Here is a 13,999-nt window from a genome sequence, read left to right as displayed (position 1 = left end):
GGCTACTCTCGGGCCCGATTCAGCTTTCTGCAGCCCTGGCTGCGCTCAGGCCATAGGCCGCGTACAGGCTGCGCATCAGCACGGCCTGCGAATAATGGGTGTGCACCAGCGCCTGCGCCTCGGCCCCCAGCCGGCGACGCAGGCCGGGGTCATCGGCCAGCGCGGCAAGCCGCGCGACAAAATCATCCGCATCACGGCACAGCCAGCCGGTTTCGCCATGCCGCACCAGATCGCGGTTGCCATCGATGTCGGTGGCGAGCACCGGCAGGCCGGCGGCCATGGCCTCCAGCACGGCCACGGGCATGCCTTCCCAGCGCGAGGTTTGCAGATAGATGTCCAGCTTGGCCAGCTGCGCCAGCGTTTGCGCACGACTCTGCCAGCCAGTGAGCCGCACGCCAGCGGCCTTCAGCGCCGCCTCACCCTGCGGCTCGCCACCGCCCAGCCAGACGAATTCGACGCCGGGCTGGGTGAAGCGGCGGGCAATGGCGGCAAAGAGTTCGGGGTTGCGCGCCGTGGTCACGCGCCCGGCCATGCCGATACGCAGCACAGCGCCGCCACCAGAAGCTTGAGGTATCTGCTCAATATTCACGGCGTTATTGACCTGCAGAACATTAGCCCCAAGGGTATTGCGAATTTTCGCGGCCTCGCTCGCCGAGCAGGCGATAAAGGTCACCGGAATGTGTACCAGCAGCTTTTCCAGCAGCAGAAACACCAGATTCTTGAGCCGACCCGCCTCGCGCTGCAAAAAGGACAGGCCGTGCGGCGAGAAAAACCAGCGCGTGCGCGGCAGCTTCGTGAACAGGCTGGCAATGCGCCCCAGCGCGCCGGCCTTGCTGGAATGCAGGTGGACAATATCCGGCGCCAGCTCCCTGAGCCAGCGCACCAGCGCCACGCCGGCGCGCCAGTCCTGCAGTGGATGGATGGCGCGGCACATCGGCAGGGGAATGAAGGCGATCTCCTGCGCGAACAGCTCGCGCCAGCTGGCCGGCGTATCCTCGCGCAGCGAATGGATGACGGTCACGCGATGCCCGTCGGCCGCCTGGCCGTTGGCCATGGCGGTCAGCATGGACAGCGTGCCGCCGGCAAACGATTCGACCACGTGGACGATGTGGCGACGGGTGGAAGCCTGGATGTCAGACATGGCTAAAATCCTTCAACCACAGAGGCGCAGAGAAAAGCGGAGTCATTGTTTTTCCCTCTGCGTCTCTGCGTCACTGCGTTGGGTTTTTCCTTTCCGCCGCAACGCGGATTTCAGCCGGAATACCAGCCCATACGGCAAGACCATCAGCGCGCGCGTGCGCAGCCGGCCGGTCAGCGCCGCCAGCGAGCCGTCGCTGTTGGCCTGCTGCACCTTCAGCCGCGAGGCAAGCTGCTTCTGCCGCTTGGACAGCGAAATGCCGCCCGGATCGAGCTCGTAATGGATCAGCACCTCGGGCAGGTTGGCCACCCTGAAGTGCCGCACAAAGGCGTAGAACAGCGCGTAATCCTCGGCCGCCGGCGCATCCAGCGGATACAGCCCGGTCGTCGCCAGCCCTGCGCTGCGGTACATCACCGCCGGATGGACGAAGGCCGAGTTTTTGCGCATCGTCTTCACGATGTCCTCATGCCGTTCGGGATGGCGCAGCACGAATTGCTCGACACCCTGCTGGTCGACAAAGCGCGCCGCACCGCCGAGCAGATACACCTCGGGGTGTTGCTCCAGAAAGCTTAACTGGCGCTGGATGCGGTCAGATACATTCAGGTCACCACAATCCAGCCGGGCGATGAATTCGTAGCCGCGCGATTGCGCCCACTGCAGGCCAGCGTTCAGCGCGCCCTCGATGCCCTTGTTCTGCGGCAGGGGCAGAAAACGCAGCACGCCGCGCCCCCGGTACGCCGCACGCGCGCCGGCTTCGTCAATGGGGCTGCGCGTGCTGCCATCGTCCACCACCAGCACATCGCAAGGCTCGTCCGCGCCAATCGACGCCAGCGAATCGTTCAGCGCCTGCGGGTTGTTGTAATGCGGGATCAGCAGCAGCACGGGCTGCCGGGCAGTATCAGTCATGCAGACTTTCCAGAGTTAGCCAGGCAAGTAGGGTGTGCAAATCCCGCAGGGGTTTGCGCACCGGAAAGCGACGCTCCGCCCGCGTGCGCAAATCGGGATTTGCGCCCTACAGGGTAAATAGTCATGCCCAATCCTTGCGACCGATGAGTTTCTTGATGCCGCGCGTCACCGACAGCGGCAGCGCGAACGAGGCGAAGGCCTTGCCCATGTTCAACAGTGAGGCCGGTTTCCAGTCGAAGTGGCGCGCCAGCAGCCTGAGGCGCATCGCCTGCTGCTGGCGGCGGCGGCTCAGCGAGATGCCGGCATCGTTGTATTCGCTTTTCACCAGCACGTCGGGCAGGTTGGCCGTCCGGTAGCGGGTGACGAATTGCCAGAAATACGCGAAATCCTCGGCGGCCTTGCAGTCCAGCGGATACAGGCCGATTTCGCGCACGCCGGCCATGCGGAACATCACCGCCGGATGGGTGAAGGCATTGTCCTTGTGCATCTGCAGCACGATGTCGGCGTGCGTTTGCGGCTGACGGATCGTGAAGCGGTCACCCGAGGCATCAAAGAAGGTGACGGCGCTGCCGACCAGATACACCTCGGGGTGCGCGTCCAGAAACGCCATCTGGCGCTGGATGCGGTTCGGTACGTTCAGATCATCGCAGTCCAGCCGCGCGCAGAATTGATAGCCGGCCGCCAGCATCGCCTCCAGCCCGGTATTGAGCGCGTACTCGATGCCGGCATTCACCGGCAGATAGAGAAAATGCAGCTCGCCCCGTGCGCGAAATGCGGCCTGCGCAGCGGCTTCGTCAATGGTCGCGCGGGTGCTGCCGTCGTCGACGACAAAGACATCCACCGGCTCGTCAGCCCCCACCGATGCTAGCGACGCGAGCAGGCCTTGCGGGTTGTTGTAATGCGGTATGAGCAGGGCGGCGCGGTTCATGGGGAGGCTACAGGGATGGAAAGGAAGGCTAGGTCAGAATATGGCAGGCGCATTCTGGCTTATCTGCATGGCGTCATGCTGCAGGTGCCCCTACCCTGCCCGCAGGCGGCCCTGCATTTTACCTGCAATCAGATAAATGGACTGTGCACACTGCCGTAACAATCTGTCTTTTGAGTGCTACGCCGAATAAGTAAAAACCCGTACTTTTCGCAACACTTGCTTACAAACACTGGCAAATACTTGACGTGAATCTAGCAAAATGGCTTATTAGTGCCTGGTTCGCTGTCGCACCAAGAATCATTCACCGAATTCAAAGAAGGATTGTTCACATGGAATTCATCATCACCCTGATTTATCTGGCCATCTTGGTTGGCGTTTTCGCCGGCTTCTGGAAAACCTTCACCAAGGCTGGCAAGCCGGGCTGGGCTGCGCTGATCCCGATCTACAACATCATCGTGCTGCTGGAAATCGTCAAGAAGCCGCTGTGGTGGGTCGTGCTCTTCCTGATCCCGATTGTCGGCCTCGTGGTTGCCATTCTGGTCATGATCGAACTGGCCAAGAAATTTGGCAAAGGCGCCGGCTTTGGTCTGGGCCTGGCCTTCCTTGGCTTCATTTTCTTCCCGCTCCTGGGCTTTGGTGACGCACAGTACGACGAAACGGCCTAAACCAGGCAGTCTGATGTGCAAAAGGGCCGCCATGCGGCCCTTTTGCTTTTCCGGCGACAAAGAATCAGCCTTCCCGCAACATGACACACCAGCGCGCCAGCGTGGCACTCGCCGAGTACTGTGCCGCGCGCTCAAGCAGCCACGCCGACAGCGCGGCCCTGTCCTGACTACCGATCAGCACCGCCAGCGCCGCGCCGCTGGCCTCGGCAACGACAAAGTCGTCGCGCCGCTCGCCAAACAGTTCATACACGCCGCCGGCATTGGTCGAGGCGACCGGCAGACCCAGCGCCATTGCTTCGAGCACGACCAGCGGGCAGCCCTCGAAGCTGGAGGTCAGCAAGAGCACGTCGGCGGCCTGCAGCCAGGGTGTGACGATATCCTGACGGCCGGCAAAAACCAGCTGGCCGCCAAGGCCACGGCGATCCGCCTCGTCGTGCAGCCACCCTTCGAGCGGCCCGTCGCCGACGACGGTCAGCTGCGCGCTCAGGCCGCGCGCATTCAGCGCCGCCAGCGTGTCCAGCCACAGACCCGGCTGCTTTTCCTCGGCGATGCGGCCGACGAAGAGCATCTTCAGCGGAGAGTGAGGGCTGAGGTGCGAGGCGTGAAGGGCGGAAGGCATTTGCCCCTGCCCGACCCCGTCGTCGTCGATGAAATTGGGCAAGACCCGCCAGCCGGGTTTCGGGGCCGCGCCCAGCCAGCGCGCCAGCGAGTCGCGCGCGTGCTGCGAAACGAAGACCAGCTCGTCGAGGAGGCGATAGACGAAGCGGCAGGCAAAGCGGTGCACGGGGTTCATGCGCGCAAAGGCATCGAGCTCATGCATCGGCCCGTGCACCCAGCCCATCACCCGGCAGCCCGCCTGCTGCGCTTGCCGGTGCGTCGTCGTGCGCTGCTCGCCATCCTCATGGACCACCTGTCCATTCCGGTGGCTGCGCTGCCGGCTCCCCTTCCCGTCTGCGCCCGCAACGGCGGGCTGCGCAGGCCTGCCTTTCGCCCTGATACCCAGAGTGGCCGCATACGTCATGTAGAGCGGCAGCAGGAAGGTGCCGGCAATCACGACATCGTGCTCCCTGGCGATGCGCCGGGCGGCGCGCCAGCCCTTGAGCCAGGTCCACGGCTGCTTCGGATGCCAGCCTGTGGAGAGGTCGACGACCTTCACGCGGTCGATGCGCGACTGCCACAGATTGTGACTGCCACCAAGCAGCACCAGCGTGACCTCGAAACCGCGTGCGGCCAGCCCTTCGCCGACCAGCACCGCGCAGCGCTCGACGCCGCCCAGACCCAGATCGCGCAGAAAGATCGCCACCTTCATCGGCGCAGCCTCCGCAGCCGCTGCCAGACCTGATCGCTGACAGCAAGCCGCAACAGCAGCTTGCGCCACTTCGGCAACTCTGAGCGGGGTATCGGCATGGCCGCATGCAGCAGCATAAGCCCCGGCAACATACCCATATGAATCCCCTGGGTGCGCTCCAGCGCGTCAAGCCAGACGCCGCCCAGCACGCCGCGCGCGCCGTCGAGCAGGGCCGCAAGCTGCCTGAGGATATCGGCAAAGGCGCGGAACTCGGCCGGTTTCAGCACCCGGCCCGGCTCGGCCAATTCGGCAAATTCGCCGGCCAGCGGCTGCAGGGGCACCGGCAGCGCGTGGCGCGCGTAATCGAGCCGCACACGCTGCGCGGTCTCGCGCAAGGCGTCGCGCCGCGTCTGCGTGATCTGCCCGGCGTGCGTGCGGTAGTGCAAGAGCACGCGCGGCACGGCGGTGAAGCGCGCGCCGGCCTGGGCCAGCGCGCACCACAGCGCGTAATCCTCGGCATGCGGCGCATCGGCCGGGTAAGGGTGCGCCAGCAGCAGCGTGCGGCGCGCGAGCACGGTGGGGTGAGCGAGCGCGGCGTTGAACAGCAGCAGCGCGCGGATTCCCGCGTCGCTCGCCGGCAAATGCCATTCGCCATCGCGGTCGCCGAAAAAGCGCACCCAGGCGCCGCACACGTCAGCGCCGGTATCAAGCACGCGCGCCAGCTGCTTTTCCAGCCGGTCCGGCGTGCACAGGTCGTCGGCGTCGATGCGCGCGATCCACTCGCCTGCCGCTGCCGCAATGCCCTCGTTGAGCGTGGCGATCAGGCCGCGATTCTCGCGGCTGATGATGCGAAAGCGCGCATCGCGCGCGGCCGCCGCCTGCAGGATGGCCAGCGTGCCATCGGTCGAACCATCGTCAATCGCCACACACTCCCACCGGGTATAAGTCTGTGAGCAAATGGCATCAAGGGTCTCCTGCAGATACCTGTCAGCATTGAAGCAGGGAAGCACGAAACTGACGAGCGGGGTGTTCATGAGGCGATATCCGCGTGAATGCGTCGCGCGCGCCACCAGAACGCGCCGACGATAAAGCCCTCGACGGCCAGCACGCAGGCCGCGGCGCGCAAGGCCGCATCCGGCAGCGCAAGGCCCAGTGCCGGCAAGCCCCAGGGCGCCAGCGCCAGCAGCATCAGTGCGACGTTCAACAGGCCGGCAATCACCAGCACGCGGCTGAAATAGCGCTCGTAACCGAACACCAGCAGCGTCTGCTGACCGTACACATAGGCAAGCGCGCCCAGCAGGATCACCGGCGCCAGCATCGCCAGCACCGGGCCGGCGGCAAGGTAGCTGTCACCGAGCAGCCAGATGATGGCCGGCGTGCCCAGCACCAGCCCCAGCGTCATCAGCAAGCCCGCCCCGCCCTGCAGCTTCCACGCGCGACGAATCAGCGCCAGCGCGGCAGGCTGGTCGTGCGCGGCAAGCTGGGCGATGCGCGGGTAGGTTGCCTGCACCAGCGGACCGATCAGCCCCTGCGCGATGTAAACGAGCTTGTTGGCGGCGGCAAATACGCCCACCTGCGCCGGCAAGGCGAAAAAGCCCAGCAGCACGGCGGTGGAGGTGGTGTACAGGCTGGTCGAGATTGCCGACAGAAAGAAGGGCCAGCTCGCGCGCAAGGCATCGCGCAGCTCGCGCCAGCTCACGCGCAGCCACGGTGGCGGCGCCACGCCCCAGCCGCTGACGCACCAGAACAACCCGGCGATCACCTGCGGCGCGGCCTGCAGCAACACCGCCAGCACCACGTCCTCGGGGCCGTCGACAAAGACCAGCAGAAAGCCCAGCGTCGCCGCGCGCGCGACGACCATCATGCCGCTGGCGAGCTGCATTTTCTCGAAGCCCTGGAAATACCAGATGGGGAATAGCACCGAACTCAGGATGTAGAGCTGGCTGGCGAGGAATACCCCCGAATGCTCGCACCAGCTGCCCAGCGCAAAGGTCAGCACCAGCAGCACCAGCGAGGAAACGAGCATCAGCAGCGTCTTCGCCCAGGTCACCGTCCAGAACACGCGCGCCGCCGCTTGGCGATCGTCGCGCACCCTTGCCAGATCGCGAACGGCGGAGAGATTGAAGCCGAAATCGGTAGCCAGCACGCCATACTGGATGGCCGCGAAGGCGTAATTCATCACCCCGAAGCCCTCGGCGCCCAGCGTGCGCGCCAGAAAGGGAAAGGTGACGAAAGAAACCAGATAATTCAGCCCCTGGATCAGGTAGAGGGCATAGATGGTCGACTTGAGGCGGGAATCGAGCGGCATGGCCGGGCCGTGAAGAAGAATGCCCCGGATTGTACGCCGGGGCATTGCTCATGGTGCAAGAAGCTTGTGCGCGGCCTGCCGGCTGGGCAGCGGCGCACAGCGGACATTTTCAGCGCCTGCGGCGCAGGCGCGGAACCTCACTCAAGCCCTTGCGACATCAACCCCCATAGCCATTCGGATTGCCGCTCTGCCAGCGCCAGCTGTCCGCGCACATGTCGGCCAGCGTCTTCTCGGCCGTCCAGCCCAGCAGCTCGCGCGCCAGCGCCGGGTCGGCGTAGCAGGCGGCCACATCGCCGGGGCGGCGGGCGACGATCTGGTAGGGGACGGGGCGGCCCGAGGCCTCTTCGAAGGCCCTGACCATGTCGAGCACCGAATAGCCGGTGCCGGTGCCCAGATTCACGGTGATGAGGCCGGGTGCCTGCTGCAGCTTCTGCAGCGCCTTCACATGCCCGCGCGCCAGATCGACGACGTGGATGTAGTCGCGCACGCCGGTACCGTCGGGCGTCGGATAGTCGCCGCCGAACACCGACAGCGTTTCGCGCTTGCCCACCGCCACCTGGCTCACGAAGGGCATCAGGTTGTTGGGAATGCCCTGCGGGTCCTCGCCGATCAGGCCACTCTCATGCGCGCCGACCGGGTTGAAATAGCGCAGCAGCGCCACGTCCCAGTCCGGGTTGACCAGGCAGAAGTCGCGCAGCATGTCCTCGATCATCAGCTTGGAACGGCCATAGGGATTGGTCGCCGACAGCGGAAAATCCTCGCGGATCGGCACGCTGGCCGGGTCGCCATACACGGTGGCGCTACTGGAGAACACCAGACGCTTCACGTTTGCCGCGCCCATGGCTTCGAGCAGGCGCACGGTACCGACGACGTTGTTGTCGTAGTAGCGCAGCGGCTGGGCCACCGATTCGCCGACGGCCTTGAGGCCAGCGAAATGCACGACGGCATGGATGTCGTGCGCGGCAAACAGTGCGTCCAGCGCCGCACGGTCGCGGATATCGCCCTCGACGCAGGCGATGGGCTGGCCGGCCAGGTTTTCCAGGCGCTGCAGCACTTCCGGCTTGGCATTGCTGAAATTGTCGAAAATCAGCGGCGTAAAACCTGCGGCAAGCAATTCCAGGCAGGTATGCGAACCAATGTAACCGGCTCCGCCGGTCAGCAGAACATACATGGCAAAGTATCCGTATCAGAGACGACGTAGTGCCGTCGAGGGCGCCAGCGGCGCAGAGGGCGTTCGGTGTTAACCGGACGCGCAGTGCATTTCCTGAATGGCAAGATTCTGCAGCTCAAGGCCAAATCCACCACAGAGGCGCAGAGAGCGCCGCTTATCTTGCCTGCGTGACAATCCCCCTGATTCTCCCGGCTTGCGTGTCCCCTGCATCACTGCGGATGCTGGTTTTCTGCGTTTGCCGGGCGGCCTTGCCAATCAGGCCATTGTCAATTGCGCTCGACGCGCCAGAGCATCCAGCCCGCCAGGCCAAACAGCAGCGCCGATGGCAGGAAGGTGATCAGCGCGGCCGGCAGATTGTAAAGATCGCCGACATGCACCACCACGCGATTCAGGAAATTGAAACCCACGCCCAGCAGGATGCCAAGGAAGATGCGCACACCGACATTGCGGCTGCGCCGCTGCAACAGCGCGAAAGGCAGCGCGATCAGGATCATCGAGATCGCCGCCAGCGGGTAGAAGATCTTGCTCCACAGCGCGAGATCGTAGCGCTGGGTGCGCTGCTTGTTCTGATCGAGGTGATCGACATAGCGCAGCAGCGCCGACACCGACATGTCATTGGGCTTGACCATCAGCACCGCCAGCATGTCGGGGGAAATCGAGGAATTGCCGATCACGCTCGGCAGGCTGGCCTGCTGCACGCCGCCGAGGTCTGGCAGGAAGGTGGTCATGCGCACCTCCTTCATCAGCCATTTGCCTTCGCCCTGGTACTCGGCGGTGCGCGCATCGAGAATGCTGGTCAGCGTGGCGTTCTTGCCGATCTGCAGCACGCGCACATCGCGCAGCGTCAGGTCGGGCAGCATGGCGCCGACATTGACGATCTGCTGGCCATCCTTCACCCAGATGCCGGAACGGAAGCTGCCGCCGAGCACGGACTTGGTCGCCTGCATGCGGTGGCGGTTGGCTTCGGCCGAGGCGGCCGGCGCCAGTACCTCGCCAACCAGCGCGGTGAGGATCGCGAACACGAGGCCAATCAGCGCCAGCCAGCGCGCGATCTGCGCCAGCGACACGCCGGCGGCGCGCATCACGACGATTTCCGAGCTGCCGGCCAGTGCCGACAGCGCAAACACCGCACCGATCAGCACGGCCACCGGCAGCAATTCGTAAATGTGCGCCGGCGCTTCCAGCAACACATACCACAGGGCGGCCAGCAGGTTGTAGCCGCCCTTGCCGACATTGCCCAGCTCGCCGATCAGGTCAAAAAAGACAAACAGCGCCAGCAGCACCAGCAGCGTGCCAAGAATGGTGGCGGCAACTTCACGCCCGACATACAGAAAGAGACGGTTCATGCAGCCTTATCTCCGCAGCCGCGAGCGCCAGACGAACAGCCAGACGGTCAGCGCCGCCGCCAGCAGGTGCAGCGGCCACATGCCGACTGCGGCGGGAATCTTGCCGGCGGCCAGCCAGGCCTGCATCACGTTCATGCAGTTGTAGTAGAGAAAGGCCATCACGCCGGCAAACACGATATTCAGCATGCGCCCGCCACGGGCATTGAAAAACGCCAGGGGAATCGCCGCCAGCGCCAGAATGAAGGTGGAAATCGGCAGGCCCAGCCGCCAGTGCAGCTCGGCCACCTGTTCGGGGATGGCGCTGCCCAGCAGGGCACGGGTCGGCAGCGCCTGGTTGGCCGGGCTGACAACCGGGCGTTGCGGATCATCGATGCGTACGCGCCCGCTCTCGAAATGCATCAGGTCGTAATTGAGCGCGCCGGGCACGCTTTCATAGCCATGCGCATTATTGAGCCAGACCCAGCGATCACCGGCCTCGTCGACATACAGCCCGCCGCGCTCGGCCAGGATGATGCTGAGCTTGTCATCACGGCGGATCTGCATGAACACATTGTTGCCAGCCTGCGCGGCGCCGGAGAAATTCTCGACGAAGTACACGCGGTCGGCGTTGCCGGCCTCGCGAAAGACACCGGGCGAAAGCTGGGTCATGTCCTGGCGCGCCAGTGCCGCCTCGCGGAACTCGCGGTTCTTCTTCTGCGCCCAGGGCGACACGAACAGCGACATCGCGGCAATCAGCATGACTACCGGCACGGCAAAGCCCAGCACGGGACGGATGAAGCTGCCGATGCCGCGGCCGGCGGCGAACCAGACGACCATTTCGTGATCCTTCCATAGCCGCGTCATCACGGCGAGGATGCTCACGAACAGCATCAGCGACAGCAGCACCGGCAGATAGCGCACGGCGGCGAAGCCCATGACCACCCAGACGGCCGAGGACGCCAGCGCACCGACGGCAGCCTCACCCAGGAGACGCACGATCTGCGTGGTCAGCACGATCAGCAGCAGGATCACGAAGAGACCCAGCGCCACCCAGACCATTTCGTTGACGAGGCGTTTACGGAAAAGCATGCCGTCCGGTTTTTTGACTTTGGAAAATGGGAAGGATGATAATCAAGCGATTGATTTTCAGTGGCGCGGCGGTTCGCTGACCGGGCACATCAAAACCAACAGGAGTTCGTCGTGGAATTTACCATAAAACCGCTCAGCCCCGCGCTGGACAGCGCCGAATGCCTGATCCTGCCGGTGACCGGCAGCAGCCTGCCGGCCGTTACCGCCGAACTGGACGCCGCGCTGGGCGGACGCATCGGCGAACTGGTCACGGCCGGCGATCTGGCCGCCAAGGCTGGCAGCACGCTGACGCTGCTGCTTTCCGGCGCACTCGCCGCCAAGAAAGCCATCCTCGTGCAGGCCGGCGAGGATGAGCAAAGCCTGCTGGCCGCCGCACGTGCGGCGGCCCGGGCGCTCGCTGGCCTGAACCCCGCCAGCGCAACCAGCTATCTGGCGCACGCCGCCGGCAAGAAATCTGCCCGCAGCGCGCTGGCGCAGGCCTTTGTGCAGGCGCTGATCACCGAACAATACCGCCCGGACAGCTGGAAATCCGAGAAAGACACGCCGCGCAAGCTGGCACAGATGCAGCTCAGCTGCGCCAAGAAGGGCGACATTGCCGAACTGGAAAGCGGCCTGGCCGCCGGCCTGGCGCTGGGGCACGGCATGAACCTGACGCGCGAGCTGGGCAATGCGCCGGGCAATGTCTGCACGCCAGCCTACCTGGCCGAACAGGCGCAACAGTTGGCGCGCGAAAACGGACTGAAATGCCAGGTGCTGGAGCAGGCCGAGCTGGAAGCGCTGGGCATGGGCTCCTTCCTTGCCGTCGCACGCGGCTCCGCGCAAGCGCCCAGGCTCATCGTGCTGGAGTACAGGGGCGGCAAGAAAGCGCAAAAACCCGTGGCGCTGGTCGGCAAGGGCATCACCTTTGATTCGGGCGGCATTTCGCTCAAGCCCGGCGAAGCGATGGATGAAATGAAGTACGACATGTGCGGTGCGGCGACCGTACTGGGCACCTTCCGCGCCGTGGCCGAGCTGGGCCTGCCGGTCAATCTGGTCGGCGTGATTCCCACCTGCGAAAACATGCCGGCCGGCAATGCCCTCAAGCCCGGCGACATCGTCACCAGCATGGCGGGGCTGACCATCGAGGTGCTCAATACCGACGCCGAGGGCCGGCTGATCCTCTGCGACGCGCTGACCTACGTCGGCAAATACCAGCCCGAGGTGGTGATCGACATCGCCACGCTGACCGGCGCCTGCGTCATCGCGCTGGGCCATGTCACCACCGGGCTGTTTGCCAACGACGACGCCCTGGCCGACGCCCTGCTGGCTGCCGCGAAAACCAGCGACGACAAAACCTGGCGCCTGCCGCTGTTCGACGAATATCACGAACAGCTGAAATCCAACTTCGCCGACCTGGCCAATATCGGCGGACGCCCTGGCGGCGCCGTCACCGCCGCCTGCTTCCTGTCGCGCTTCACCAAGGACTACCGCTGGGCACACCTGGACATCGCCGGCACCGCCTGGAAATCCGGCGCGGCCAAGGGTGCCACCGGCCGCCCGGTGCCGCTGCTGGTCGAATTCCTGCGCCAGTATCCGGCCGGCAAATGAACACCGCCACGCCGAAGCCGCGCACGACCCTGCGCACGCTGCTGCCGCTGATCGCCCTGGCCACCCTGCTGGCCAGCCCATCCAGCCGCGCAGCACCCGATCAGGATGCACTGAAGCAGGCCATCGCCCATGCGCTGATGGCCGACCGCTTTACCGCGCTGTGCTCGCCGCAGGCACGCGGCGACCGCTGGGAACGCACGATCAAGCTGGTCGAACAACGCTGGCAGCACGACCTCAGCGCCGAGGAAGCACGCCTGCGCGCCGAGCTGGACGAATTCGGCAAGTACATGGCCGCGCTGTCCAAGCGCACCGGCGGGTGTTATGGTCCGCAGATGCAAAAACTGGGCAACGAACTGCACGCCGACTGGAGCAGCGCCTACAACAAGCTGGTGCTGCAGCCATGAGCTCGCCGGATCTGGTGTTCTACTTCAATGTGCGCAACCGCGAGCAGGCGCTGTGCCAGCTCGTCGGCAAGGCGCTGGCGCAGGGGCTGGAGATCGTCGTGCACACCGCCAGCGAAAGCGCCTCGCACGAAGTCGACCGCCTGTTGTGGAGCGTGCCGCAAACCGGCTTTCTGCCGCACTGCCCGGCCGACGACGCACGCGCCACGCGCACGCCGGTCATTGTCGACCACCGTGCCGAGCTGCTGCCGGATCGCGCCGTGGTCTTCAACTGGACCAGCGGCACGCTGACGCCAGCAGCGGCCTGCCAGCGCCTGATCGAAATCGTCGACCAGGATGAAGACAACCGCCTGCGCGCCCGTGATCGCTGGCGCAGCTACCAGAGCGCGGGGCTGACCCCGCGCGCCATCGACCTGCAGGAGCTAGCCAGCCGTGGCTGAACAACGCGACGACAGCATCAACCCGCTATTCAACAAGATGCAGGCGCTGATGGCGCGCCACCGCGGCAATTCCGCACAGGCCAGCGAAGACATCCCGGTGCTCACGCAGGAAACCATCGCCCCCGAGATTCCCGTACTGCAGGAAGAAGTGCCGCTGCCGACGCTGAGCCTTGAGGACAACGGCCCGGCCAGCGATTTCATGTTCGACCCCGGCGAAACCCGCGCGCGCGCGGCCGCCAAACCCGCGGCGCCGGCCCTGCCGCCGGGCGGGCTGATGTTCGACCCGGAAGAATTCCTGCGCCCGCCACCTGCGCCACCCGAGCTGGACAAAGAAGCACTCGCCGAAGACGCACCGCTCGCTAAGGCCGAGGTCGCGCCCCCCGAGGAGAAGAAAAAAAGCAGTGAGGCACTGTTCATGGAGCTGCCGCTGCTCGACCTGGATGCGCTGATCAGCCCCACCCCCGACCCGCTCGCACCGCCGGCCGCTGCCGCGCCCGCCAGCGCCGGCGGCGACATTACGCTGGAGCTGGACCTCGAAGCCGGCCAGCATGCCGCACCCGACAAGGCCAATGTCGATCCATGGGGTATCCCTCTGGAACTCAATCTCGACGAGGGCCCCAAGGCAATACCCACAACAAATCCACCCGTGACACCGCCCGCGGCCACCTTGACCCCGGCTGCTCCGGCTGCTCCGGCTGCTCCGGCTGCTCCGGCTGCTCCGGCTGCTCCGGCTGCTCCGGCTGCTCCGGCTGC

At 65.2% G+C, this 13,999-nt stretch carries 13 protein-coding genes and 1 pseudogene; 5 read left to right on the top strand and 9 right to left on the bottom strand.

Annotated features, from left to right (window positions below; translation table 11 throughout):
• Nucleotides 1-19: 19 nt before the first annotated feature.
• The 3 genes from C515_RS22035 to C515_RS0118625 all read right to left on the bottom strand — a co-directional run bounded on the left by C515_RS22035 (nt 20) and on the right by C515_RS0118625 (nt 2,972).
• Nucleotides 20-1,141: a glycosyltransferase gene (locus C515_RS22035; protein ID WP_051305117.1), complete on the bottom strand. Its 1,122-nt coding sequence runs from the start codon at nt 1,139-1,141 to the stop codon at nt 20-22.
• A 42-nt stretch (nt 1,142-1,183) separates the two neighbouring features.
• Nucleotides 1,184-2,044, bottom strand: coding sequence for a glycosyltransferase (locus tag C515_RS22030; RefSeq protein WP_043650511.1), 861 nt, complete (start codon nt 2,042-2,044; stop codon nt 1,184-1,186).
• 121 nt (nt 2,045-2,165) lie between these two features.
• On the bottom strand, nt 2,166-2,972 hold the full coding sequence (locus tag C515_RS0118625; RefSeq protein ID WP_028456722.1) for a glycosyltransferase: 807 nt from the start codon (nt 2,970-2,972) through the stop codon (nt 2,166-2,168).
• A 329-nt stretch (nt 2,973-3,301) separates the two neighbouring features.
• On the opposite strand from C515_RS0118625, the gene C515_RS0118620 reads away from it, so the two are divergent.
• Nucleotides 3,302-3,637 (top strand): DUF5684 domain-containing protein, encoded by a 336-nt coding sequence (locus C515_RS0118620; protein ID WP_028456721.1) that lies wholly within the window; start codon nt 3,302-3,304, stop codon nt 3,635-3,637.
• Between the two features lie 64 nt (nt 3,638-3,701).
• Here the strand turns inward: C515_RS0118620 and C515_RS0118615 are convergent, their stop codons facing one another.
• From C515_RS0118615 to lptF, 6 genes are all read right to left on the bottom strand, one after another.
• Entirely contained in the window at nt 3,702-4,946 is a 1,245-nt protein-coding gene (locus tag C515_RS0118615) for a glycosyltransferase (protein ID WP_028456720.1), read from the bottom strand.
• Nucleotides 4,943-5,959, bottom strand: a complete 1,017-nt coding sequence (locus tag C515_RS22850; RefSeq protein ID WP_051305116.1) for a glycosyltransferase family 2 protein — start codon at nt 5,957-5,959, stop codon at nt 4,943-4,945. Before C515_RS22850 ends, C515_RS0118615 begins: the two co-directional genes overlap by 4 nt.
• Complete coding sequence (locus C515_RS0118605; protein WP_028456719.1) at nt 5,956-7,233, bottom strand: flippase; 1,278 nt, start codon at nt 7,231-7,233, stop codon at nt 5,956-5,958. The genes C515_RS22850 and C515_RS0118605 overlap by 4 nt, the downstream gene beginning before the upstream one ends.
• A 157-nt stretch (nt 7,234-7,390) precedes the next feature.
• A complete protein-coding gene (gene galE, locus C515_RS0118600; protein WP_028456718.1) occupies nt 7,391-8,404 on the bottom strand; it encodes a UDP-glucose 4-epimerase GalE in 1,014 nt (337 codons plus the stop codon).
• Between the two features lie 266 nt (nt 8,405-8,670).
• Nucleotides 8,671-9,750: an LPS export ABC transporter permease LptG gene (lptG, locus tag C515_RS0118595; protein WP_028456717.1), complete on the bottom strand. Its 1,080-nt coding sequence runs from the start codon at nt 9,748-9,750 to the stop codon at nt 8,671-8,673.
• A gap of 6 nt (nt 9,751-9,756) precedes the next feature.
• Nucleotides 9,757-10,818, bottom strand: coding sequence for an LPS export ABC transporter permease LptF (gene lptF, locus C515_RS22020; RefSeq protein WP_043650508.1), 1,062 nt, complete (start codon nt 10,816-10,818; stop codon nt 9,757-9,759).
• Nucleotides 10,819-10,929: 111 nt separating this feature from the next.
• On the opposite strand from lptF, the gene C515_RS0118585 reads away from it, so the two are divergent.
• From C515_RS0118585 to C515_RS24725, 4 genes and pseudogenes are all read left to right on the top strand, one after another.
• Nucleotides 10,930-12,405 (top strand): leucyl aminopeptidase, encoded by a 1,476-nt coding sequence (locus tag C515_RS0118585; RefSeq protein ID WP_028456716.1) that lies wholly within the window; start codon nt 10,930-10,932, stop codon nt 12,403-12,405.
• The gene (locus C515_RS0118580; protein ID WP_028456715.1) at nt 12,402-12,809 is read left to right on the top strand and encodes a hypothetical protein; all 408 of its coding nucleotides are present in this window, start codon (nt 12,402-12,404) and stop codon (nt 12,807-12,809) included. Before C515_RS0118585 ends, C515_RS0118580 begins: the two co-directional genes overlap by 4 nt.
• Nucleotides 12,806-13,246, top strand: a complete 441-nt coding sequence (locus C515_RS22015) for a DNA polymerase III subunit chi (RefSeq protein WP_051305114.1) — start codon at nt 12,806-12,808, stop codon at nt 13,244-13,246. Before C515_RS0118580 ends, C515_RS22015 begins: the two co-directional genes overlap by 4 nt.
• Nucleotides 13,239-13,999, top strand: a pseudogene (locus C515_RS24725) (hypothetical protein); the annotation flags it as partial. The gene C515_RS22015 and the pseudogene C515_RS24725, both read left to right, overlap by 8 nt.

Origin of the sequence: Chitinilyticum litopenaei DSM 21440 (genome assembly GCF_000428145.1) — a bacterium.
Classification (GTDB): Bacteria; Pseudomonadota; Gammaproteobacteria; order Burkholderiales; family Chitinibacteraceae; genus Chitinilyticum; species Chitinilyticum litopenaei.
This window is presented reverse-complemented; position numbering and strand designations above follow the sequence as displayed.

Coding starts and splice junctions, on each gene's coding strand:
- C515_RS22035 (WP_051305117.1), bottom strand. CDS start 1,141: ATGTCTGACATCCAGGCTTCCACCCGTCGCCACATCGTCCACGTGGTC.
- C515_RS22030 (WP_043650511.1), bottom strand. CDS start 2,044: ATGACTGATACTGCCCGGCAGCCCGTGCTGCTGCTGATCCCGCATTAC.
- C515_RS0118625 (WP_028456722.1), bottom strand. CDS start 2,972: ATGAACCGCGCCGCCCTGCTCATACCGCATTACAACAACCCGCAAGGC.
- C515_RS0118620 (WP_028456721.1), top strand. CDS start 3,302: ATGGAATTCATCATCACCCTGATTTATCTGGCCATCTTGGTTGGCGTT.
- C515_RS0118615 (WP_028456720.1), bottom strand. CDS start 4,946: ATGAAGGTGGCGATCTTTCTGCGCGATCTGGGTCTGGGCGGCGTCGAG.
- C515_RS22850 (WP_051305116.1), bottom strand. CDS start 5,959: ATGAACACCCCGCTCGTCAGTTTCGTGCTTCCCTGCTTCAATGCTGAC.
- C515_RS0118605 (WP_028456719.1), bottom strand. CDS start 7,233: ATGCCGCTCGATTCCCGCCTCAAGTCGACCATCTATGCCCTCTACCTG.
- galE (WP_028456718.1), bottom strand. CDS start 8,404: ATGTATGTTCTGCTGACCGGCGGAGCCGGTTACATTGGTTCGCATACC.
- lptG (WP_028456717.1), bottom strand. CDS start 9,750: ATGAACCGTCTCTTTCTGTATGTCGGGCGTGAAGTTGCCGCCACCATT.
- lptF (WP_043650508.1), bottom strand. CDS start 10,818: ATGCTTTTCCGTAAACGCCTCGTCAACGAAATGGTCTGGGTGGCGCTG.
- C515_RS0118580 (WP_028456715.1), top strand. CDS start 12,402: ATGAACACCGCCACGCCGAAGCCGCGCACGACCCTGCGCACGCTGCTG.
- C515_RS22015 (WP_051305114.1), top strand. CDS start 12,806: ATGAGCTCGCCGGATCTGGTGTTCTACTTCAATGTGCGCAACCGCGAG.